At 68.1% G+C, this 19,916-nt stretch carries 19 protein-coding genes, 1 tRNA gene and 2 pseudogenes; 11 read left to right on the top strand and 11 right to left on the bottom strand.

The features are described from left to right. The first annotated feature begins 76 nt into the window (after positions 1-76). Positions 77-1,201 (top strand): ADP-ribosylglycohydrolase family protein, encoded by a 1,125-nt coding sequence (locus ACFY7C_RS35460; RefSeq protein WP_389659322.1) that lies wholly within the window; start codon positions 77-79, stop codon positions 1,199-1,201. Between the two features lie 87 nt (positions 1,202-1,288). Here ACFY7C_RS35460 and ACFY7C_RS35455 read toward each other — a convergent pair whose 3' ends face one another. Both ACFY7C_RS35455 and ACFY7C_RS35450 read right to left on the bottom strand, forming a co-directional pair. Continuing rightward, entirely contained in the window at positions 1,289-2,830 is a 1,542-nt protein-coding gene (locus ACFY7C_RS35455) for a sodium:solute symporter family protein (protein WP_389659319.1), read from the bottom strand. Positions 2,831-3,030: 200 nt separating this feature from the next. After that, complete coding sequence (locus ACFY7C_RS35450; protein WP_389659316.1) at positions 3,031-3,813, bottom strand: SDR family oxidoreductase; 783 nt, start codon at positions 3,811-3,813, stop codon at positions 3,031-3,033. An 82-nt stretch (positions 3,814-3,895) separates the two neighbouring features. Between ACFY7C_RS35450 and ACFY7C_RS35445 the strand changes: the two genes are divergently transcribed. Continuing rightward, on the top strand, positions 3,896-4,756 hold the full coding sequence (locus ACFY7C_RS35445) for a hypothetical protein (RefSeq protein WP_389659313.1): 861 nt from the start codon (positions 3,896-3,898) through the stop codon (positions 4,754-4,756). Positions 4,757-4,856: 100 nt separating this feature from the next. On the opposite strand, the gene ACFY7C_RS35440 is transcribed toward ACFY7C_RS35445, so the two are convergent. The 3 genes from ACFY7C_RS35440 to ACFY7C_RS35430 form a co-directional block, all read right to left on the bottom strand. Further along, on the bottom strand, positions 4,857-5,057 hold the full coding sequence (locus tag ACFY7C_RS35440; RefSeq protein ID WP_389659310.1) for a DUF397 domain-containing protein: 201 nt from the start codon (positions 5,055-5,057) through the stop codon (positions 4,857-4,859). Between the two features lie 222 nt (positions 5,058-5,279). Further along, positions 5,280-6,143 (bottom strand): helix-turn-helix domain-containing protein, encoded by an 864-nt coding sequence (locus tag ACFY7C_RS35435; protein WP_389659307.1) that lies wholly within the window; start codon positions 6,141-6,143, stop codon positions 5,280-5,282. Between the two features lie 289 nt (positions 6,144-6,432). Next, positions 6,433-7,137: a GPP34 family phosphoprotein gene (locus ACFY7C_RS35430; protein WP_389659304.1), complete on the bottom strand. Its 705-nt coding sequence runs from the start codon at positions 7,135-7,137 to the stop codon at positions 6,433-6,435. Between the two features lie 162 nt (positions 7,138-7,299). On the opposite strand from ACFY7C_RS35430, the gene ACFY7C_RS35425 reads away from it, so the two are divergent. Both ACFY7C_RS35425 and ACFY7C_RS35420 read left to right on the top strand, forming a co-directional pair. Next, entirely contained in the window at positions 7,300-9,588 is a 2,289-nt protein-coding gene (locus tag ACFY7C_RS35425; protein ID WP_389659301.1) for a D-alanyl-D-alanine carboxypeptidase, read from the top strand. Between the two features lie 163 nt (positions 9,589-9,751). Then, on the top strand, positions 9,752-11,569 hold the full coding sequence (locus tag ACFY7C_RS35420; RefSeq protein ID WP_389659298.1) for an MFS transporter: 1,818 nt from the start codon (positions 9,752-9,754) through the stop codon (positions 11,567-11,569). 297 nt (positions 11,570-11,866) lie between these two features. On the opposite strand, the gene ACFY7C_RS35415 is transcribed toward ACFY7C_RS35420, so the two are convergent. The 3 genes from ACFY7C_RS35415 to ACFY7C_RS35405 all read right to left on the bottom strand — a co-directional run bounded on the left by ACFY7C_RS35415 (position 11,867) and on the right by ACFY7C_RS35405 (position 13,450). Continuing rightward, the gene (locus ACFY7C_RS35415) at positions 11,867-12,136 is read right to left on the bottom strand and encodes a hypothetical protein (RefSeq protein WP_389659295.1); all 270 of its coding nucleotides are present in this window, start codon (positions 12,134-12,136) and stop codon (positions 11,867-11,869) included. 297 nt (positions 12,137-12,433) lie between these two features. Next, positions 12,434-12,682: a hypothetical protein gene (locus tag ACFY7C_RS35410; RefSeq protein WP_389659292.1), complete on the bottom strand. Its 249-nt coding sequence runs from the start codon at positions 12,680-12,682 to the stop codon at positions 12,434-12,436. A 12-nt stretch (positions 12,683-12,694) separates the two neighbouring features. Further along, complete coding sequence (locus ACFY7C_RS35405) at positions 12,695-13,450, bottom strand: GntR family transcriptional regulator (RefSeq protein WP_389659289.1); 756 nt, start codon at positions 13,448-13,450, stop codon at positions 12,695-12,697. A gap of 78 nt (positions 13,451-13,528) precedes the next feature. On the opposite strand from ACFY7C_RS35405, the gene ACFY7C_RS35400 reads away from it, so the two are divergent. The 6 genes from ACFY7C_RS35400 to ACFY7C_RS35375 all read left to right on the top strand — a co-directional run bounded on the left by ACFY7C_RS35400 (position 13,529) and on the right by ACFY7C_RS35375 (position 18,733). Next, on the top strand, positions 13,529-13,807 hold the full coding sequence (locus ACFY7C_RS35400; RefSeq protein WP_389659286.1) for a hypothetical protein: 279 nt from the start codon (positions 13,529-13,531) through the stop codon (positions 13,805-13,807). A 376-nt stretch (positions 13,808-14,183) separates the two neighbouring features. Then, a complete protein-coding gene (locus ACFY7C_RS35395; protein WP_389659283.1) occupies positions 14,184-14,408 on the top strand; it encodes a hypothetical protein in 225 nt (74 codons plus the stop codon). Between the two features lie 8 nt (positions 14,409-14,416). After that, a complete protein-coding gene (locus tag ACFY7C_RS35390; RefSeq protein ID WP_389659280.1) occupies positions 14,417-15,082 on the top strand; it encodes a GntR family transcriptional regulator in 666 nt (221 codons plus the stop codon). 740 nt (positions 15,083-15,822) lie between these two features. Further along, positions 15,823-16,896, top strand: coding sequence for a DUF262 domain-containing protein (locus ACFY7C_RS35385; protein WP_389659277.1), 1,074 nt, complete (start codon positions 15,823-15,825; stop codon positions 16,894-16,896). Beyond that, the gene (locus tag ACFY7C_RS35380; RefSeq protein WP_389659274.1) at positions 16,893-17,645 is read left to right on the top strand and encodes an MAE_28990/MAE_18760 family HEPN-like nuclease; all 753 of its coding nucleotides are present in this window, start codon (positions 16,893-16,895) and stop codon (positions 17,643-17,645) included. Before ACFY7C_RS35385 ends, ACFY7C_RS35380 begins: the two co-directional genes overlap by 4 nt. Continuing rightward, complete coding sequence (locus tag ACFY7C_RS35375; RefSeq protein ID WP_389659271.1) at positions 17,642-18,733, top strand: DNA cytosine methyltransferase; 1,092 nt, start codon at positions 17,642-17,644, stop codon at positions 18,731-18,733. Before ACFY7C_RS35380 ends, ACFY7C_RS35375 begins: the two co-directional genes overlap by 4 nt. A gap of 457 nt (positions 18,734-19,190) precedes the next feature. Here ACFY7C_RS35375 and ACFY7C_RS35370 read toward each other — a convergent pair whose 3' ends face one another. Together ACFY7C_RS35370 and ACFY7C_RS35365 are read right to left on the bottom strand one after the other, a co-directional pair. Continuing rightward, positions 19,191-19,346 (bottom strand): hypothetical protein, encoded by a 156-nt coding sequence (locus tag ACFY7C_RS35370; RefSeq protein WP_389659268.1) that lies wholly within the window; start codon positions 19,344-19,346, stop codon positions 19,191-19,193. After that, positions 19,337-19,516: pseudogene (locus ACFY7C_RS35365) on the bottom strand (NUDIX hydrolase); the annotation flags it as partial. The gene ACFY7C_RS35370 and the pseudogene ACFY7C_RS35365, both read right to left, overlap by 10 nt. A 14-nt stretch (positions 19,517-19,530) precedes the next feature. Between ACFY7C_RS35365 and ACFY7C_RS35360 the strand changes: the two are divergent. Next, positions 19,531-19,741: pseudogene (locus ACFY7C_RS35360) on the top strand (hypothetical protein); the annotation flags it as partial. A gap of 78 nt (positions 19,742-19,819) precedes the next feature. Here ACFY7C_RS35360 and ACFY7C_RS35355 read toward each other — a convergent pair. Next, positions 19,820-19,883 (bottom strand) — tRNA-Ser (locus ACFY7C_RS35355). Positions 19,884-19,916: the final 33 nt, after the last annotated feature.

Genomic DNA, 19,916 nt, shown 5'->3' with positions numbered 1-19,916 from the left:
CCGAACGAGCGCATCCGGTCTATTACAGTGCTCGGCAGACCGGTGTACGGGGACCTCGTACGGGGGAGGGCACGTCGTGACCACCACAGCCGCGGCCGTGTGGGGCCGCACCGAGCAGCAGGACTTCCGGGCCCGGGTCCGGGGCTGTCTGCTCGGCGGGGCGGTCGGCGACGCCTTCGGCGCCGGGGCGGCCGGGCGCTCGCTCGAGGAGCTCCGGACGGCCCACGGGCCCGAGGGCCTGACCGAACCGGTCCCCGCCCACGGCCGCAGGGGAGCCGTCACCGCCGCCACCCAGATGTCGCTGTTCACCGTCGACGGCCTCATCCGCGCCCACGTCCGCCGCGACACCGGCGCCTGGCACCCGCCCACCGACGTCCACCGGGCGCACCTGCGCTGGGCGGCGACCCAGCGCGACTGGGGCCCCGACGAGCGGCGGGCCGACCTGGGCTGGCTGGCCCGCGAGGAGTGGCTGTACGCGCGCCGGGACCCGGCCAGGGCCTGTCTGACCGGTCTCGGCGACGAGATCCTCGGCACGGTGGACCGGCCCAAGAACCCGCAGGCCGCGGACAGCGGCGCCCTGGTGCGCTCGGCGCCCTTCGGCCTGCTCGTCGGCTGGGAGCCGCAGCTGGTGTGCCAGCTCGCGGTGGAGTGCGCGGCGCAGACCCACGGAGACCCGGCCGCGTATCTGTCGGCCGGCGCCTTCGCCGTCGTGGTGCACGGCCTGGCCCGTGGCGACAGCGTCGACGGCGCGGTGCGCACGGCGGTGGAGCAGGTGGCGCCGCGACCCGGCCACGGGCCGGTCACCGAGGCCCTGGAGGCCGCGCTGGCCGCCGTACGGCAGGGGATGCCGGACGCGGAGCGGGTGACGGCGCTCGGGGCGGCGGAGGACCGGGCCGAGGGGCAGCTGGCGGCGGCCGTGTACTGCGCGCTGGTCGGCGAGGACATCCGGCACGGGCTGCGCCTGGCGGTCAACCACGACGGCCCGTCGGCGGCGACCGGAGCCCTCACCGGGGCGCTGCTCGGGGTCATGCACGGCGAGACGGCCCTCCCGCCGGCCTGGGTGGCCGAGCTGGAGGGCCGGGGCACGGTCCTGGAGCTCGCGGACGACTTCGCGATGGAGATGACCCAGGGGGCCGCCCTGCACGGTCCCGGTGTCGCGGAGTGGGCGTCGGGCTGGCTGGCCCGCTATCCGAGGGCCTGATCAGGGCCTGATCAGGGGCTGAGCGGCGGCTGATCGAGGTCAGGTCGAGGGCTGGTCAGGTCAGGGTTTGATCAGGTCAGGGTTTGATCAGGTCAGGGGCTGACCGGTCCGCTCGTCCGTGGCCTGGCCGGGGACGGCGGCCGCGGTGCCGTCGTCGCTGTGCAGCCGGTCGAGGAGGGCGTCCCGCTCCGGGGTGGCCTCGGGCTTCACGTATCCGATGAGGACGTACAGGACCAGCGAGGTGGCGAGCGGCGAGACGATCTGGATCTGCAGCTCGATGCCGTCGAGGCCGTAGTTGGTGAGCCAGAAGGCGAAGAGTCCGGCCGCCCAGGACACGAGCGCCGCCGTGGGGCCCGACTTACGGAAGGCGCGCAGCAGGCCGAGCATGAACGGGATGGCGATCGGCCCCATGAGTCCGGCGACCCACTTGATGACGACGGTGATGATGTCCTTGAAGGTGGGGGAGTTGACCTGGGTGGCGACGGCCATCGACAGGGCGAGGAAGGCGATCGTCGACCAGCGGGCGGCGAGCAGCCCGGCCGCCTGCGACCAGGTGCGGGCGGACTTGCTGAGCACGGGCGCGATGTCCCGGGTGAAGACGGCCGCGATGGCGTTGGCGTCCGAGGAGCACATGGCCATGGTGTGCGAGAAGAAGCCGACGATGACCAGGCCGAGCAGTCCGTGCGGCAGGAGCTGCTCGGTCATCAGGGCGTACGAGTCGGAGGCGTCGGGCTTCTTCGGGTCGACCAGCAGCGGCGCGACCCACATGGGGAAGAAGAGGACCAGCGGCCAGACGAACCACAGGACGGCGGAGAGCCGGCCGGAGCGGGTGGCCTCGCGGGCGGTCGGGGTGGCCATGTAGCGCTGGGCCTGGTTCCACATGCCGCCGCTGTACTCGAAGGTCTTGATGAAGAGGTACGCGAGGAGGAACGTCAGCGTGTACGGGCCGGCCGTCGGCGCCGTGTGCCCCTGGAGCTCGGGCCGGTCCCACACGGTCCACAGGGCGCTGATCCCGCCGAGCTCGGCGAGGACGGCGACGAGCATGGCGATGCCGGCGAAGAACTGGATGACGAACTGCCCGAGTTCGGTGAGCGCGTCGGCCCACAGGCCGCCGACCGTGCAGTAGATGCCCGTGATGACACCGGTGATGAGGATGCCCTGGTTGAGGGAGATCCCGGTGAAGACGGACAGGAGGGTGGCGATGGCGGCCCATTTGGCGCCCACGTCCACGATCTTCAGCAGGACGCCGGACCAGGCGAGGGCCTGCTGGGTGGGCAGGTCGTAGCGGTTCTTCAGGTACTCCAGGGGCGAGGCGACGTGCAGCCGGGAGCGGAGCCTGTTGAGGCGCGGCGCGAAGAGGTGGGCGCCCACGGCGATGCCGATGGCGATGGGGAAGGACCAGGTGACGTAGGAGGTGACGCCGTAGGTGTAGGCGATGCCGGCGTATCCGGTGAACATCACGGCGCTGTAGCCGGACATGTGGTGGGAGATGCCGGACAGCCACCAGGGCATGCGGCCGCCGGCGGTGAAGAAGTCGGAGACGTCGTCCACGCGCTTGTGGGACCAGACGCCGATCGCGACCATGACGCCGAAGTAGCCGATGAGCACGGCCCAGTCGAGACTGTTCATTGCGCCCCTCCATGAGATCCGGTCCGCCTTGTGAACGCGGTTCATGGTGTGGGGAGTTGTCAGGCAGGGACAAGGCGAGGAAGGGTCAAGGGACAGTAAAATCGTTCTGTTTGCTGACCCTTGTTCATGTCTATGAACATGTGGCGATGGTGCGGACGGTGCCGGTGCCGGTGGCCGGACAGGAGCTGATCGGGGGCCCCTCAGCGCATCAGCTCTCCCGCGTTGACCAGCAGCGACTGCCCCGTGATCGCGCGCGCCCGGTCCGAGGCGAGAAAGGCCGCCGCCTCGGCCACGTCCCCGTCCGTCGCGAGCTCCGGCAGCGCCATCCGCTCGGCGAGACGGGCGAGCACCTCGGCCTCCGGCACCCGCTCGGTGTGCGCCGTGAACTGGACGTACGCCTGGACCGGCGGTCCCCACATCCAGCCCGGCAGCACCGTGTTGACCCGGATCCGGTGCGGGCCGAGCTCGCGGGCGAGCGAGTACATGGCCGAGGTCAGCGCGCCCTTGGAGGCCGCGTACGCCGCCTGCCGCACCTGAGAGGGCGCGGCGACCGCCGACTGGGTGCCGATCAGGACCACCGAGCCGCCCCGCTCCTTCAGGGCCGGCAGGCAGGCGCGGGTCATCTTGAGGGTCCCGAGCAGGTTGACGTCCAGGACGCCCTGCCAGGTGGCGAAGTCCGCGTCCTCCAGGCCGCCGAAGTGCGAGTCCCAGGCGGCCACGTGGACCACCGCGTCGATCCCGCCGAAGCGCTCGACCGCGAGCGCGGCGAGGGCCTCGCACTGGGCCTCGTCGGTGATGTCGGTGGCCCGGAAGGCGGTTTTCTTCCCCTCCGGATCGATCTCCGCGGCCGACGCGGCGAGATTCGCCTCGGTGCGCGCGCCGAGGACCGCCCGGCCCCCGTCCCGTACCACCGTCTCCGCGACCCGGTGGCCGAGCCCGGCGCCGACGCCCGACACGACGACCGTCTTTCCCTGGAGCAGCATCCGGGACCTCCCTGGGCCTGTTCATCGATCTGACGGCCCGTCAGAGTAGGGCTGACCCGCCCACAAGGGAAGAGGAGCGATGATGAGCGAGGACACCAGGAGCGAGACCTACGCCGAGCTGGCGTCGACCGGCCCGTACGGGGTGCGCCCCGGCCACGCCCTGATCACCATGGTCGAACCGCACCCGGGCCACGAGCACGCCTACAACCGCTGGTACGAGGACGACCACTACTACGCCGGCGCCATGGCCATGCCCTGGATGTTCGCCGGCCGCCGCTGGGTCGCCACCCGCGCGCTCCAGGAGCTGCGCGCCCCCGAGAAGTCCGCGGTCGCCGAGCCCGTCACCGCGGGCTGCTACCTCTCCACGTACTGGATCACCGACGGCCGCTACGACGACCACATGAAGTGGACCGTCGCCATCAACAAGCGCCTGAACCGCGACGGCCGGGTCCACCACGACCGGACCCACGTCTTCACCTCGTTCCAGGACCACGAGGCGACGGTCTACCGCGACGGGACGGCCGGGCCGCGGGACTTCCACGCGCTCGACCACCCGTACGCCGGACTGGTCCTCCAGGTGATCGACACCGAGGGCCCCGAGCGGCGGGCGGAACTGCTGGAGCGGCTGTGCTCGCGCGAACTGCCGCGGCGGCTGGCCGGCTCGCCCACGGCGATGGTGACGGTCTTCCGGCCCACGCCGCTGCCCGGCGACCGGATGACCTATGTGAAGCAGGTCGAGGGCGTGGACACCCGGCTGACCCTGCTGTGGTTCCTCGAGCGCGATCCGCGCGACTGCTGGGCGGACCACTTCGCCGACCTGGCGGCGGTGGGGGATGCGGCGGGGGGCGTCGCGGGGGAGTGGGGAGGCGGTCGGGTCGAGCTGCTGGCGCCGTTCATCCCGACGGTGCCGGGCACCGACCGCTACGTGGACGAGCTGCGCTAGGGACGCCCCGGGACCCGGGGCAAGGCCGAGCCCCCTCGGCCAGGACGGCGGACCGGTCGAGAGGGCTCATTCCTTGACGTTCCGCGAAGGGCGCGCGGGGTCACAGGGCCCCGGCGCTCACCTCGCCCACGAACGCGTTCCACGAACCCGGTCCGAAAGAGAGGGCGGGACCCTCGGGAGCCTTGGAGTCGCGCACCGCGATCGCGTGCACGACCGGCGACTTGACCTCGACGCAGGCTCCGTTGCCACCGGAATACGACGACTTCGTCCAGGTGTCCGTAGCGCCCTGAATAATGGCCATGTTTCTCACTCCGGTTCTGCCAGTGCTGCCAGTAGATGTCGCGCCAACGTCTTGCCTTGGCGTGATCGACGCTACAAGCCCGGCCCCCTCGCGCGGGACCGTCGTTCACCCGACCGGATGGCATATTCCATGTGCGCTTCCGCCGGAGCGAGTCGGGGGTGTACCGTACCTGCCTCTTCCCCCGCGCCCCCGCCGAATGACGGCATTCAGCCCGGCCCGCCCCTATTTTCCGTCGGCGTACTCCTTCGCGATGCTCGTGAGGAACTCCCGGGTGTCCTCCACATTCAGTGCCTGTGCCCGCAAGTGCTCGTACATCACGCTGTACTTCGCGACATCCTGCGCCTTCTCCAGATACAGGTCGCTCGTCACGCCCTCGATGTAGACCACCGAGGAGTCGGACGTGTCCGGGAATTCCAGAATCGCGTAATGCCCGCTGATGCCGGGATGCGCGCCCATGTGGAACGGCAACACCTGCACGGTCACATGCGGCAGGTGCGACTGCTCGACCAGGTGCTCCAGCTGCTCCACCATCAGCTGCCGGCCGCCGACCACCCGGCGCAGCGCGCCCTCGTCGATGACCGCCCACAGCCGCAGCGGACGCTCGTCGTCCTTGATGCGGTCCTGGCGACGGGTGCGCACCGTGACCCGCTTGTCGATGTCGGCCGGCGTGGACTCGGGCAGCGCGCCGCTGATCACCGCCTCCGCGTACGCGTGCGTCTGCAGCAGACCCGGGATGATCTGCGGCTCGTACACCCGCAGGCTCTCCGCGTCCGTCTCCAGACCGATGTAGACGCTGTACGGGATGTCGCCGAAGGCGTGCCACCAGCCCTGCTGGCGCGAGTCCTTGGCCATCTGCATGAGCGAGTCGACCACCCGGTCGTCCTCGACCTCGTACACCCCGCACAGATCGCGGACGTCACGCTGGCTGATCGAGCGGCGGCCGTTCTCGAGGCGGCTGATCTTGGACTGGGAGACGAGCAGGCGGTCGGCGACCTGCTCGGCCGTCATGCCCTTCGCCTCCCGGAGCCGGCGCAGCTCCTGGCCCAATCGGCGTCGCCTGACGGTGGGGTTGACACTGGACGCCACGGAAACTGCACCTCCGGCTGTCGGCTGCGTAGCTGTGAGTATCTACTGCTTGGCAGACTGCCACCAAAGGTGTGGTGTGCGCTGGGAAATCAGCACAACGCACGTGTGCGGGACGGCCGTGACGACGGCCGTCCCGCACACGTATGCGGCTCCCGGTGGTCCTGTTGGTCCCGGTGGTCCCGGTGGTCCGGTTGGCCCGGTGGTCCGGGTGGGCGGTGCGGATGGTGCGGATGGCGCTGGTGGTGCGGATGGTGCTGGTAGTGCGGATGGTGCTGGTAGTGCGGACGGGTCACATGGCGGCGCGCGCCATGGTCCCGCGACGCGGCTGGGGCGGCACGCCGCCCGCCGCCGCGTTACGACGGGGCTGGGCGCCCACGCCGTTCTGGACGTCCATCACGGCGTGCGCCACGAGGCCGCCCATCGGGTCGTGCCGGATCAGGTCGCGCAGCCGGGACCGCGACGACCGTCCTTCGTTGCCCGGGTACAGGTGCTTGCCGAGCCCGACCGCGTGGGCCAGGGCGGCGAGCGCCGCGGTCCGCGGGTCCGGCGGTACGCCGGTGCGGATCGCACTGTCCAGCCGGGCTCTGATCTCCCGGCTGATCGCCGTGTCCGTCGCCTGATAGCGAGTCGTCGGCAGCACCCCGCACATCTGGGTCTCCACGGCATGGACCATGCCGCATCGCTCCAGATGCGAGAGATACGTCTGGCGAAGCCCCAGTCGGGGCCCGCCGATCCAGTGGACGGCCCGAACCGGGCTGCCGCGCCTGCGCAGCAGCTCCAGTGCGGAGTCCAGAGTCGGATCTCCGGTCGGCCGTGGCATCACCACGGCGATACGATCCCCGTCAGGGGCTATCCGTCCCGCCAGAGCCAGCTCCACTAGCTGTGCTCCGGCGAGGCCCAGGTCGAGCGACTGCGGCTGCGCTGTGGTACCCGTGGCCGGGTCCAGAGCGAGCAGCAGAAGCTCCTCCGGAAGTGTTCTGCGGCTCCTGCCCATCCATGCCTCCCCGCGTGGATGAATGACAGGGTGACCCCTCTCACATTCATCTGTCGAGAGTGCCTGGGTGGTTCGTACGGGAACCGGCAGGTATGTCGTTCTCGTCTAGCACGGGGGCCAAGGGGTTCACACAGGACACTGGTAGATGGTTCGGACGTACGCATGAGCGATGGAGGAGGCACGGTGGCGGGCGAGTCCCCCGACAAGGCGGAGCAGCGGGAGAGCGCGGTCGGCGGCGACGGCAAGGATCCGCGACTGTCCGTTCTCCAGGACCGTGTGGACGAGCCGACGGCCGTCTTCAAGGCCCTGGCTCCGCGCACGGCACCGGAGGACGAGCCTTCGGCATCCGAGCCTTCGGTGACGGAGGACGCGGACGAGGGTGAGGACGCCGGCGAGGGCGCGACGGTTGCGGAGGCGCCGGAGTCGGAGCCCGAGAAGCCTGAGGCGGCCGAGGAGCCTGAGGCGGCCGAGGGGCCTGAGGCGGCCGAGGGGCCGACCGGGGCCGCTGCGGACGGCGAGCCCGGTGACGAGGGCGAGGAGCGCCTGCGTAACGCCGTGGCGGCGTGGGTGTCGACGGCCGGTGAGGCCGAGGAGCCCGAGACGGAGTCCGAGGTGAAGTCCGAGGTGGCGCCGGACGAGCCGTCAGCGGACTCGTCGGGCGAGTCGTCCGACCAGCCGACGGACCGGCCGACCGACGAGCGGACCGAAGGGTCCGGCACGGACGGCGACCGCGACGGCGGCGCGTCGTGGTTCGCCACGCGCAAGCCGGCCGAGCCCGAGGCGGAGGCCGAGGCGGAGGCCGAGCCTGAGCCGGACGCGCAGCCCGAGCCCGAGCCGCGGCCCGTCGACCAGCCGACCGCGGTCTTCAAGGCGATCAAGCCGCCGACCTCGTCGACCTCGTCGACCCCGTCGACCCCGCCCGCCGAGGAAGCCGCGCCCGTCGCGCCGCCCGTCGACCAGCCGACGACCGCCCTCAAGCTGCCCCCGTCCACCTTCCGGCCGCTCCGGGGCGACATCACGCAGGAGCAGCCGAAGCCCGCACCCGCCCCCGCACCGGCGCCCGGGTCCACGCCCGAGCCGGCCCCCCGGCCCGCGGCCGCCGCCGCTACCCCCGTAACGCCGTCCCTCAGTGAGCCCGAGCGGACCAGACAGCAGCCGCTGCCGCCCCGCCCGCCGCTGGAGATCCTGGCGGAGCTGACGAACACCCCGCCGCCGCCGGAGACGCCGCTGCGCAACACGGTCCGGCGGCTGAAGATCTGGACCCCGCTGGTCCTGCTCCTGCTCGTCGTGTTTGCGGTCGTACAGGTCGTGCGTCCGCTCCCGGAGCCCAAGCTCGTGCTGTCGGCCGCCCCCACGTACACCTTCGAAGGCGGCCGGCTCGAGCTGCCGTGGCCGTCCGAGGGCCAGGGCGCGGCCGAGGTCGAGGGCGTCGGTTCGCTCGGTACGTACGGGTCGCAGAAGCCGGCCCCGATCGCCAGCGTCGCGAAGACCATGACGGCGTACGTGATCCTCCGCGACCACCCCATCAAGGGGAACCAGACGGGTCCGGAGATCGAGGTCGACAAGATCGCCGGCGAGCAGGCGAAGGCGAAGGACGAGTCGACCGCTCAGATCAAGGAGGGGCAGAAGTACACGGAGAAGCAGCTCCTGCAGCTGCTCATGATCCCCTCGGGGAACAACGTGGCGCGTCTGCTCGCCCGCTGGGACGCGGGAACGGAGGCCGCGTTCGTCGAGAAGATGAACGCCGCCGCCAAGGAGCTCGGGATGACCGACTCGACGTACACGGACCCGTCCGGCCTCCAGTCGACGACCGTGTCGACCCCGCTCGACCAGCTGAAGCTGGGGAAGGCGGTCATGCAGTACGACGTGTTCCGCCAGATCGTCGACACGCCGGACATCATGATCGACGGCATCCCCAACAAGATCATCAACAACAACTCGATCCTGCTGGAGCCGGGCGTCACCGGCATCAAGACGGGCTCCTCCACCCCGGCCGGCGGCAACCTGCTGTGGGCGGCGAACACGGTGGTGGACGGCCAGAAGCGCCGCATCCTCGGCATCGTGATGGGCGCCAAGGACGCCCCCGAGCTCTGGCAGAAGCTGGAGCTGGCCATCCAGAACAGCCTGAAGATCATCCAGAAGGCCCAGCAGGACGTCACGTCCGCCGCCGTGGTCAAGAAGGACCAGGTCGTCGGCTACATCGACGACGGCCTCGGCGGCCGCGCGCCGGTCGTGGCGACCAAGGACCTCAAGGCGGTCGGCTGGCCGGGCCTGAAGGTGGACCTGGAGCTCGGCGCCGGCGGCAAGCCCGTACCGCACGCCGGCAAGGCCGGGGACGTGGTCGGCCAGGTGTCGATCGGCACCGGCACCGGCCGGGTCAGCGTCCCGGTGGCCCTGCAGAAGGACCTGGCGGAGCCCGGTCTCGACCGGAAGCTGACCCGACTGGGCTGATCCGGACGGGCGCCCGGGGGCTCCCCGGGCGCCCAGCTGTTAGCGTTCCGAAGGGGACGGAGAAGGGCAGTCGAGGGCGCACGGGAAAGGGCCGCAGTTGACCACCGCCGAGCCGAAACGCGCCACCGCGTCTCCACCGGAGCCCGCACCCGAGGCCGCCCCCATGGACTCTTCCTCACCCTCTTCCTCATCGTCGTCTTCGCCCTCGCGAATAGAACTCCCGGCCCCCCGCCTCTCGGCGGAACAGGCCGCCCCCGCCCGTCCCCGGCGGCGGCGCCGCCGCGTTCCGGTGCTCGTCGCGACCGGCGTGGCCGCGCTCACCCACGTCCTGTGGTTCTTCCTCTTCGCGAACAGCGGCGGCGATCTGGCCGCGCAGGACGCGTGGGCGGAGTTCGTCGGACGGCACCCCGACTCGGCGTACAACCTCGCCTGGTACGGAGGGATGCACCCGGTCTCGTACAGCGTGGTGTCCCCGTACGTCATGTCCCTGATCGGGGTCCGCTCGACGATGATGATCGCCGGGACGGTCTCGGCCGGTCTGACGGCGCTGATCCTGGTGCGGGTGCGCGCGGTGCGCAATCCGATGGCGTGCGCGCTCGCCGGGGTCTTCGCGTTCCTGTGCAACGCGCTGTCGGGGCGGGTCACCTTCGGCCTCGGCATGATGTTCGCGCTCGGGGCGGTCGCGGCCGTGTTCTGCTGGCCGTACCGCTGGCGGTACCGGCGCTGGGCGAAGGCGGCCGTCGCGGCCCCGCTGGCCGGCCTCGCGACCGCGTGCAGCCCGGTCGCCGGGCTGTTCCTGGGCGTGGTCGCGGCGGCGCTGTTCCTCAACAAGCGGCGGCCGGGCGCGTACGCCCTCGGCCTCGCCCCGGTCGTCGTGGTGGCGCTGTCGGCGTGGCTGTTCCCCTTCTCCGGTACGCAGCCGATGTCGCTGATGTCGACCTCGTTGCCGTTCCTCTTCGGCGTCCTGGTCCTCGTCCTCGTCCCGCGGGACTGGCGCACGGTGCGCACGGCCGCGGCGGTCTACGCCGCGGGCACGCTGCTGACGTGGATGATCGACTCCCAGATCGGCTCGAACGTCAGCCGGCTGGCCATGCTCTTCGCCGGAGTCGTCCTCCTGGCCGCCCTTCCCTACGCCCGCCCGCGCTCCCGCCGCTGGTACGCGGTCGTGCTGGCCTTCGTCGGCCTGAACGTCTGGATCGGCTTCAAGGGCGTCGACGACGTGATCCGTACCGCCCCGGACGCCTCCTGGGCCCGCGAGGTCGCGCCGCTGATCAACCAGCTCCAGGTGCGCGGCGCCGAGAAGGCCCGCGTCGAGGTCGTCCCGGCCTCCAGCCACCGCGAGTCCTCCGCCCTCGCGCCGTACATCAACCTCGCCCGGGGCTGGAACCGGCAGGCGGACATGGAGCGCAACCCGCTCTTCTACGACGACACCCTGAACGCCGCGAACTACCACGACTGGCTCGGCCGCTGGGCCGTCCACTACGTCGTCCTCCCGACCGGCGCGCCGGACTCGGGCGCGGAGCGGGAGGCGGAGCTGGTCGGCGACGGCCTGCCCTATCTGAAGCAGGTCTGGTCCGACGCGAACTGGCGCCTCTTCGAGGTCACGAACCCGACCCCGCTCGCCGACCCGCCCGCCGAGGTCCAGCGCGCGGAGGCCAACGAGGTCGTCATCCGCCTGGACGCCCCCGGCCGCGTCCGCATCCGCGTCCCCTACTCCCCGTGGCTCGCCCTCCTCGACGAGAACGGCGCCAAGATCGAACCCCCGCAGGAGACGGAGGCCTCGAAGAAGGCCCGTGAGGAGTCCGAGACCGAACTCCCGAAGGTCTTCGCCAACCTCCACGGCTGCCTCCTGAAGGCCGAACCCGACGTGGAGGGCGACGAATGGACCGAACTCCTCGCCCCCCGCCCCGGCACCTACCGCCTGGGCGCCCCCTACAAGCTCTTCCCCCGCGGCACCACCTGCCCGGAAGAACTCCGCTGACCCCGGCCACGCCGGCGCGGTGGGCCGTCAGCCAAGTCAACAAGGCTGCGCATGGTTGGCCGCGGTCGCCGCAGTCCGCCGGCGTGGGTGTCAGCCGGCGTTGATGTCAGCCGGAGCTGTCAGCGCGCCCAGGGCGTTGCCCACCATCGACGGCCGGTTCTTCGCTCTCCAGAGCCAAGATGGCGCGCTGCCGCCACCTGACGGTCAGGACAACGACGAGCGCGCACGCCAGCAGGGCAACGGCCACTCCGCCCCACAACAGAGCGGCGAAAGCGTACCCGAGCGACTCCACGGCCCTCACTCGCCTTCTTCATCGCTTTCGCCGCTACTCATGGTTTCCAGCAAACGCCGTCTCGCCTGCTCAAGACGGTCGGCGTAGTCGGGCATGAATACGTCGGGCAGTGTCGTCTCCAGAGTCCCGGAGATCGCGTAGATGCCCGACCAGACCGCTCGGTCCGGCACGATCGCATCCAACTGGTCGGACCGCATCATGACTTCGTAGAGCCAGTCAGACAGGACGAACGCCTGATCACGCGTGAGCTCGATTGTCACCAGTTCTCCGTCCACGGGGCCACCGTACAGCGCAGCGACTGCGAACGAGGGTGACAGAACAGCGGCCATCTCTTCACTAGGCGTAGCGGTCGACCAGCTGCGGCGGAACACCTGTCGCTCGTCCACTCCCGTCGGCGTCGATGTCAGGCGTAGATGCCAAAGGCACCTAGGAACGTTCCTAGGTGCCCTTTGCACTGGTGCCCCCGGCGAAATTCGAACCTGCGACCCTCGCTCTAGGAGTTCGGTCGGGGTGTCGTGAGTGGAGGCGGGCTGCTACTCGCGGCTGCCGTGCGTGGCCGTGGTGGACTGCTGTCATCCACCATCGTTGATGTCAGCTGTGGATGTCGGCGTTCGGTGGCTGGTGAACGGCCGGTGATAGTCCGAGGCCTCCCCAATCGGGGGGTAGTCCCTGCCGAAGAGCACGTAGACGGGGTGCTCGGGATACCCGGCTTCGATCTGCGCGAAGATGTCCACGTCGTGGTTCGCGAACCGATGCAGGTACTGGATGAAGAGCTTTAGCTCGTCGTCCGACAGAGGCTCGTCGTGCCGGTCGTTGTGCATGCCACCCCCCACCTATCGGTTGATCGGAATCTCGTAGACGATCTCGCACAGAGCCGCCGGGACGACGATGTCCGCCGTCTCGACGGGCCGACCCTCGTCGCTGTAGTACGTCCGCCGAATGTGCGTGACGAGAGCGGCCTTCTGGATCCCGAGCAGTGACGCCTCTTCGGTGGTCGCCTGCCGTGGCTCTGGCTGTTCAACGGCGTGGCTGACGGTGACGCCGATCTGAGCCATCCGGTTCACGACGCCGGCGCCGGCGTGCGGCCCGCCTTCGGGAAGGACGACGAGAGTCCCGCCGGTGAGGTCGTACGGCTCCCAGCTCGTCGACAGCTGCACGGGTCGCCCGTCGGCGAGGAACTCGTACACGGTCCGGACGCACAGCTCGCCCTCGCCGATCCCGAGCCGCGCAGCGATCTCCGCTGGCGCGGGCACCTTCGCATCGGTCCGGCTCTCCCAGCCACCGTTACGCCCAACGGCCTTCATGTCGGCCCGGAAGGGCGACCCGTCGGGCTGCTCGCGCGCCGCGGACCGAACCATCCGCACCCGTTGCCGGGGCTCGGCTACGTATGTCCCCGACCCGGCCCGCCCTTCCAGCACTCCTTGGGAGATCAACAGCTCCTGGGCGCGGCGGACGACGTTCTCGCCCACCCCGCACTCCTGGCCGATCTGGGCCCGAGAGGGCAGGCGGTCTCCAGGAGTCCACTCGTGCTCCGCGATCCGCCGCCGCAGTTCGTCGGCGATGCGGAGGTAAGGCGGCTGCTCAGGCATATGGAAAATCTAGTCCACTAGCTCTAATCTAGTTAACTAGCTTCACTGAAAGTGATCGCCGGTAACGGAGGCTGCCCTGTGCCTGCTCCCGAAGTAAGCGCGGAGGCCATCGCCGCCCGGCTGTCCGCCGTCGGGCTCACCACGCGCACGCAGGAGCACGCCCGACACACGTCGATCGAAGCGGAGGTACCGGAAGCCCTCCCCGCCGAGACATGGCGGGAGGTCCTGGAAGTCGTGGCGACGGCAGACCGGTTCGGGCTCCTCGCCACCAGCCTGGGCGGCCGCACCCTTTGGGCCGTCGTACGCAAAGCGGTCCCCGCGACGGGCGATGTCCGGGGACCTGGCCATCAGCGATAGGAGCTGATCGGCGTGCTCAACCGTATCCGCCGCGCCCTCGCGCGCACCAGGGAGCGTAACTCCCGAACGCCCCGCCACTGCGCGCCCTTACCGCCCTCCGCCGCGAGCCGCGCGGACACAATCCGGGGAGAGGCGACCGTCCTGGTCCGCCCGTATGTGCCCGCCATCGAACACCTCCTGATGCCCGCGGAGGTCTTCTGATGCCGCCAACTCAGGCCGCGCCGTACCGCTCGACTTCCTGCCGGATCGGCACGCACCACGAGTGCGCCCACTCCGCCCCGGCGACGGCCCCGGTCGACGTCCCCGTCATCTACGAGGCGTGCGCCTGCCCCTGCCACGAGTCGGCTGGGCAGCCCGTCCCCGCGGAGGCAACGGCATGAAGACCTGGACCCCGAACGGAGCCGTGGCCGGCCCCGTCGAGATCACCTCGACCAACGTGCAGCGCGGCGACGTCATCCAGATCGGCGGCCAGCCTTGCCGAGTGGCCGACCTCCGCCAACTACCCCTCGGCGCCAAACGCCTCCTCTTCGAGTCGGGCGAGCAGCTGACCATGCACTCCCGAACCCGACTCGTCGCACTCCGAGTCCTCAGAAGGTGGTGATCCAACCCGTGCCGTCCCTCCGCGACTCCATCGCCGAAGACCTCCGCACCCAGATCACCACCGGCCACCTCAAGCCCGGCGAACGCCTCCCATCGGAACCTCAACTGGCCGCCCGCTACAAGGTCAGCACCCCGACCCTGCGCAACGCCCTGGCGCTCCTCCACGCAGAGGGCCTGATCAACAAACTCCACGGCAAGGGCAACTACGTCCGCCGGCCCCTCAGCCAGCTCACATACGAGGGCGGCGTCCTCACGCCCACCCTCCACCTGACCGTCCGCACGACCCAACTCCGCGCCCAAGGTGTGCTGGCGACCCTTCTCAAGGTCCCGTCGCGCACCCCGCTGACGGAGTTCCTCTGCATCGGCCACGAGGGCGAATCCCCGCACAGTCTGGCCCGCATCTACGTCCCCCGTGACCTCGCCGCCGCCGAGCCGCCCTGGTACCGCCAGCAGCCGGCGGAAGTCCAAGACAGAGTCACCGCCCGCCTCCCAACCCCGGAGGAAGCCGCAACCCTCCGCATCACCCCGACCCTGGCCATCCTCGCCATCACCCGCATCTCGACCGACCCCACCGGCCGCGTCATCGAGGCGGCCCACCTGGTCCTCCCCGGCGACCGCGCCGAAGCCCTCTTCACCACCCAGCACACGACCGAGGAAGGAGGTGCAGAGGGATGACAGCCCACAACGGCCTCCGCCTCCTCCCGTGGACAACCCCCGAGGGCAACCCCTGCTACCTGAGCACCGACGACCCCAACAGCCACCTGTCCCGCCTGGCTGACCACCTGGAAGTCGAACAGCTCGCCCTGGCGTCCGTCCTCGTGGATGTAGCGGCTGGCGTGCTCGGCGATGAGAAGACGGATCTGGGCGCCCTTCGAGCACTGTCCGCGGACCTAGTCGAAGTCCTGCGGGACACTCTTCGCGTCGCGACAAGCCGCGGTCGCAGACTGACGTTTCCGGTGCTTACCGCTCACGAGGGCCAGGACAGCCCCCGGCTACCAGGTGCCCACCACCAATAGTGACGACGCAACCCAACAGAGGCCCCGGGACACCCGGGGCCTCTGCGTGCAGCAGCCAAGTTCAAGCATCGGGCATCTTCTGATCCACCCACGCATCCTCACAGGGCTGCTGCTCTCCTGGGATGCCTGTCGCACCCGAACGCCTCGTCTCCATGCGCATACCAACTGCAACTGTCAGCGACTACATATCGTTCTGACACGGCCGTCGACGTCGCCAGTGATTGTAAATTTGAAGCGCCAGGACGGAAGACCTGAGTGGCCCTGGGGCTACAGAGGGGCGCCGCAGCCGGTCGGTTCGGCCGTGGGCTCTTGCATGGCAAGACGCCTGTGACATCATCAACTTGCGCCAACATGTTGGCCAATCAGTGAGAGCAGACGGCACCGGGGAGGCACCGAGCGATGTCGAGCGAAGCCATCATGATCACGCCCGACGAACGCGATGCTGCCGAGAAACAGATCGCCGATCAGACGAAGCGCATCGATTTCTACATCACCGAATATTCGGTTGAAATCCTTGCGAACAAGATGAACAGTGGCGAGTATGTCGTGCCCGACTATCAGCGCGAGTTCACGTGGGAGCACGAGCGGAAGTCAAAGTTCATCGAATCTCTGATCATGGGCTTGCCGATTCCATTCATCTTTTTCTGGGAGATGGAAGATGGCAAGCTGGAGATCGTTGACGGTTCCCAGCGGCTCAGGACTCTCGAAGAGTTCCTGCTGAAGGGATACCGCCTTGGTGAGCTTGATCAGCTCACCAACGTGTCTTACTTCACCTTCGAAGATCTCCCTGAATCGCGACAGCGAAAGATTCGTAACCGTTCCATCCGCGGCATTGTGCTTAACGAACACGCTGACGAGGCCGCACGATTGGACATGTTCGAGCGGATTAACACGGGCAGCAAGAATGCCAATACTGCGGAGATTCGTCGCGGCGCATTGGCTGGCCCGTTCATGAGGCTTGTAATAGAACTCGCAACAGATACTCGGTTCGCTGAACTCGCTCCGATGAGCGCCAAGAGTAAGAGTGAACGGGGCTACGAAGAACTGGTGACCCGTTTCTTCGCGTACGGAGATGGGCTCGAAAAGTATAGAGACCGTCCCGCTGACTTCATCTTCGACTATGTGAAGAAGAAAAACGTCGTTTTCGGTGAGCGACCGACGCTCCTGGACGAGTATAGGCGGCGTTTCCAGGAGATGCTGGATTTCGTGGAACGAGCGTTCCCGTACGGATTCCGCAAGGCGCCCACTGGAAAGGCTACGCCGCGGGCTCGTTTCGAGGCCATCGCAATTGGGTCTCACCTTGCGCTGCAGGAAAAGCCCGAGCTTCGTGAAATCGGTGCCGATCAACTGAACGTGCGCTCGTGGCTGGAAGGCGCCGATTTTACACGGGTCACAGGGTCTGACGGCGCTAACGCGCGCTCTCGTCTTGAAGGGCGCATCAACTTCGTGCGCGACAAGCTGGTGCGGGAATGAACGCCGGCGACCTTCTCTCATTCTTCGAAGAAAGATTCGAAGAGGTTGACGCCTATGTGGGTTTACTCGAAGAGCTAGAGAAAGCCGCCCAGGATGGTGCCCCCCGCCTCCACGGAACTGCTTACAAAATCTCTGCTACGCAGCAGAAGATCTTGTACTCCAGCCTGTACCTCCAGCTATACAATCTCGTCGAAGCAACGGTTTCGCGATGCGTAGAGGCAATAACCCAGGCTGCGGCTCACGATGGCCGGTGGCAGCCTCACCAGCTTAATACCGAGCTTCAACGCGAATGGATTCGCTCCATCGCGCGAACTCATACAGATATGAGCCCCGAGAATCGCTTGAAGCACGCTGTGCAGCTCAGCGAACACATCATCCAGCAGCTACCCGTTAGGGAATTCAGCGTTGAAGCCGGCGGCGGCGGTAACTGGGACGATGAAGCAATCTTCGTGATGGGCAAGCGCCTGGGGTGCGTGATCTCCATCACGCCTGAGACCCGACGAGACGTCAAGGCCAACATGCGAGACGACCTCGGACCCCTGAAGCTCGTCAAGGATCGTCGGAACAGCCTGGCTCACGGCTCCGTCTCGTTTGCCGATTGCGCGGACGGGGTGGCCGTCGAGGAGCTGCGACGGATGGCCTCCAGTGTCGAAGGCTACTTGCGTGAAGTGATAGACTGCTTCATTCGGCATATCGAATCCCACAATTTTCTCCGGCCGGATTGCAGGCCAAGCGGCGGTGCACCATGACGAGTACGTACCCGACTATTTCTGCAGTCGATCTCTTCTGTGGGGTCGGCGGACTCACTCATGGTTTGGTCCGGAGTGGCATCAACGTTACGGCTGGCGTTGATCTCGACGCCTCATGCCGCTACCCGTACGAAGCTAACAACGATGCCAAGTTCATTGAGCGGGATGTCAATGAGTTGACGCCTGAGGAGATTCTCCCTCACTTGAGCGGGGGTGAGTTTTCGCTTCTCGCCGGATGTGCGCCGTGCCAGCCGTTCTCGTCTTATAGCCAAAGTGGACGCGGTAAGAAGAGTGGCAAGGATTGGCAGCTGGTCTCCAGTTTTGGAGATCTGGTGGCAGATCTCCAGCCAGATCTGGTAACTATGGAGAACGTTTCTCAGCTCGCGTCACATAGCGTGTTCAAACGCTTTCTGAAAAGCCTCACGGGCTACTACGTTCATTGGTCGATTGTTGAGTGCACCAAGATTGGGGTTCCTCAATCAAGGAAGCGGCTGGTCCTTCTCGCGTCAAAGCTGGGCGATCTTGGCCTGGATCGTATCGATCGGATGAATTCACCCGTTCGTACAGTCCGGGATGAGATCTCTGATCTCCCTAAGATTCGTGCGGGCGAGCAACATCCTCGGGATCCACTCCATGCAGCCTGCTCTCTCAGTGAAATGAACATGAGGCGAATCAAGGCCTCGAAACCTGGTGGCACTTGGCGCGACTGGGATCCAGAGCTACTTGCCGCATGTCATCGGAAGAGCACTGGTGCTACTTATCCCAGCGTATATGGTCGCATGGAGTGGGATATGCCGGCCCCCACAATGACGACTCAGTGCTTCGGGTACGGGAATGGTCGCTTCGGCCATCCGTCGCAAGATCGAGCCATTTCCTTGCGGGAAGCGGCTATGATTCAGACCTTTCCTCGCTCCTATAAGTTTCTGGAGGAAGGGGAAGCTGTGCGCTTCAATCGCCTGGGGAGGCTGATCGGTAATGCTGTCCCCGTGCGGTTGGGCGAAGTAATCGGAGAGACCCTGAAGCAGCATGTCGCGGATGTGACGAGGGCGGATGGTTCGGAAACGATGCGTTCCGGGCGACTCTTCTAGTCATTTGGGCGCCGGCGTTGATGCGGGCGATGCTCACGAGGTCGGCGGAGCGGCTTTGGGCTGGAGCTGCTTTGGGGCGAGTGATCATGGCCCCGTAAGCTTCCGGCGCGTCGGGCAGTCTGTGGACCTGCCCGGTAAAGCACGACGTTGGGGCCATGATCTTGGCGGCTCGCCCCAAAGTGGCTGCCTAAAGCCGTGGAGCCGGCCGCCCCAGCCACAGAGGGGTTCACTACCCATCAACCCGAACCGTTAGGCGTGCGGCCGGCGGTCGGGCTGGAGCGGGGCGGAGACAGGAGCGCAGGCCCGGGCGACGGGCCGCGCGCGCCGCGCCGGGCGCGGCGGGTGCCTTGATGAAGTTGGGAAACTCTTACCGCATCTGTGGTGTGGGGGTCACAGGGCGATTGGGGTCCGCCATAGCTGTGTCTACGACTTGCTCGGCGGTCAGCTCGGCGCGGTCCTAGAAGACGTAGTCGCTGAGGCGAGGGCAGGCCAGGCCGCGTTCAAGGGCTTCCAGGACCTCGTCCTGCTCTGCCTCGCCGATCCGTCGGTGGTCAAGCGTTGCCAGGGCGATTGCTTCCTCGCGGCTCGTCGTCCGCACCAGTTTCATGCCCATCGCTGTGGGGTGAGCGAGTGGCCGTCCTGGCTGCAGACGTGCGGGCCTGGCTCGTACAGTGCGTCCAAGAGGCGGATCGCGTAGGGCTCGGTCATGCGCTCGGTGGTCCCCTCCGGTGTGGGCCACTCGACCGCGGTCGACTCGGCGGACCTCTGCTCTGTGCCGCCGGCCAGCCCACGTCGTCGTATCGGGCGGCCTCCGCGTGATCCAGCTCTACGATGCTCGGCACGGGAGCGGAGACACTACTGACCGCTGCTGGCCTCGCACCCCGGGTAGTGATGGAGATCCTCGGCCACAGTCAGATCGGCATCACGATGGACGTGTGCACGGACGTCGTCCAGGACACCCAGCGTGAGGCGATCAGTCACATGGACCGGCCGCTCAGGAGGCGGCCGGCCGTGAGTGCCGCTGCCGTTGATGTCAGCCGTGGATGTCAGAGGCCCCCTGCCGAGATCGGCAGGGGGCCTCTGCGCTGGTGCCCCCGGCAGGATTCGAACCTGCGACACCCGCTTTAGGAGAGCGGCTATGTCACCGGGCCTGACCTGCTGAGCCGCACCTAACGAAGATCGT

Origin of the sequence: Streptomyces sp. NPDC012769, from assembly GCF_042901205.1 — a bacterium.
In the GTDB taxonomy this organism is placed as follows: domain Bacteria; phylum Actinomycetota; class Actinomycetes; order Streptomycetales; family Streptomycetaceae; genus Streptomyces.
This window is presented reverse-complemented; position numbering and strand designations above follow the sequence as displayed.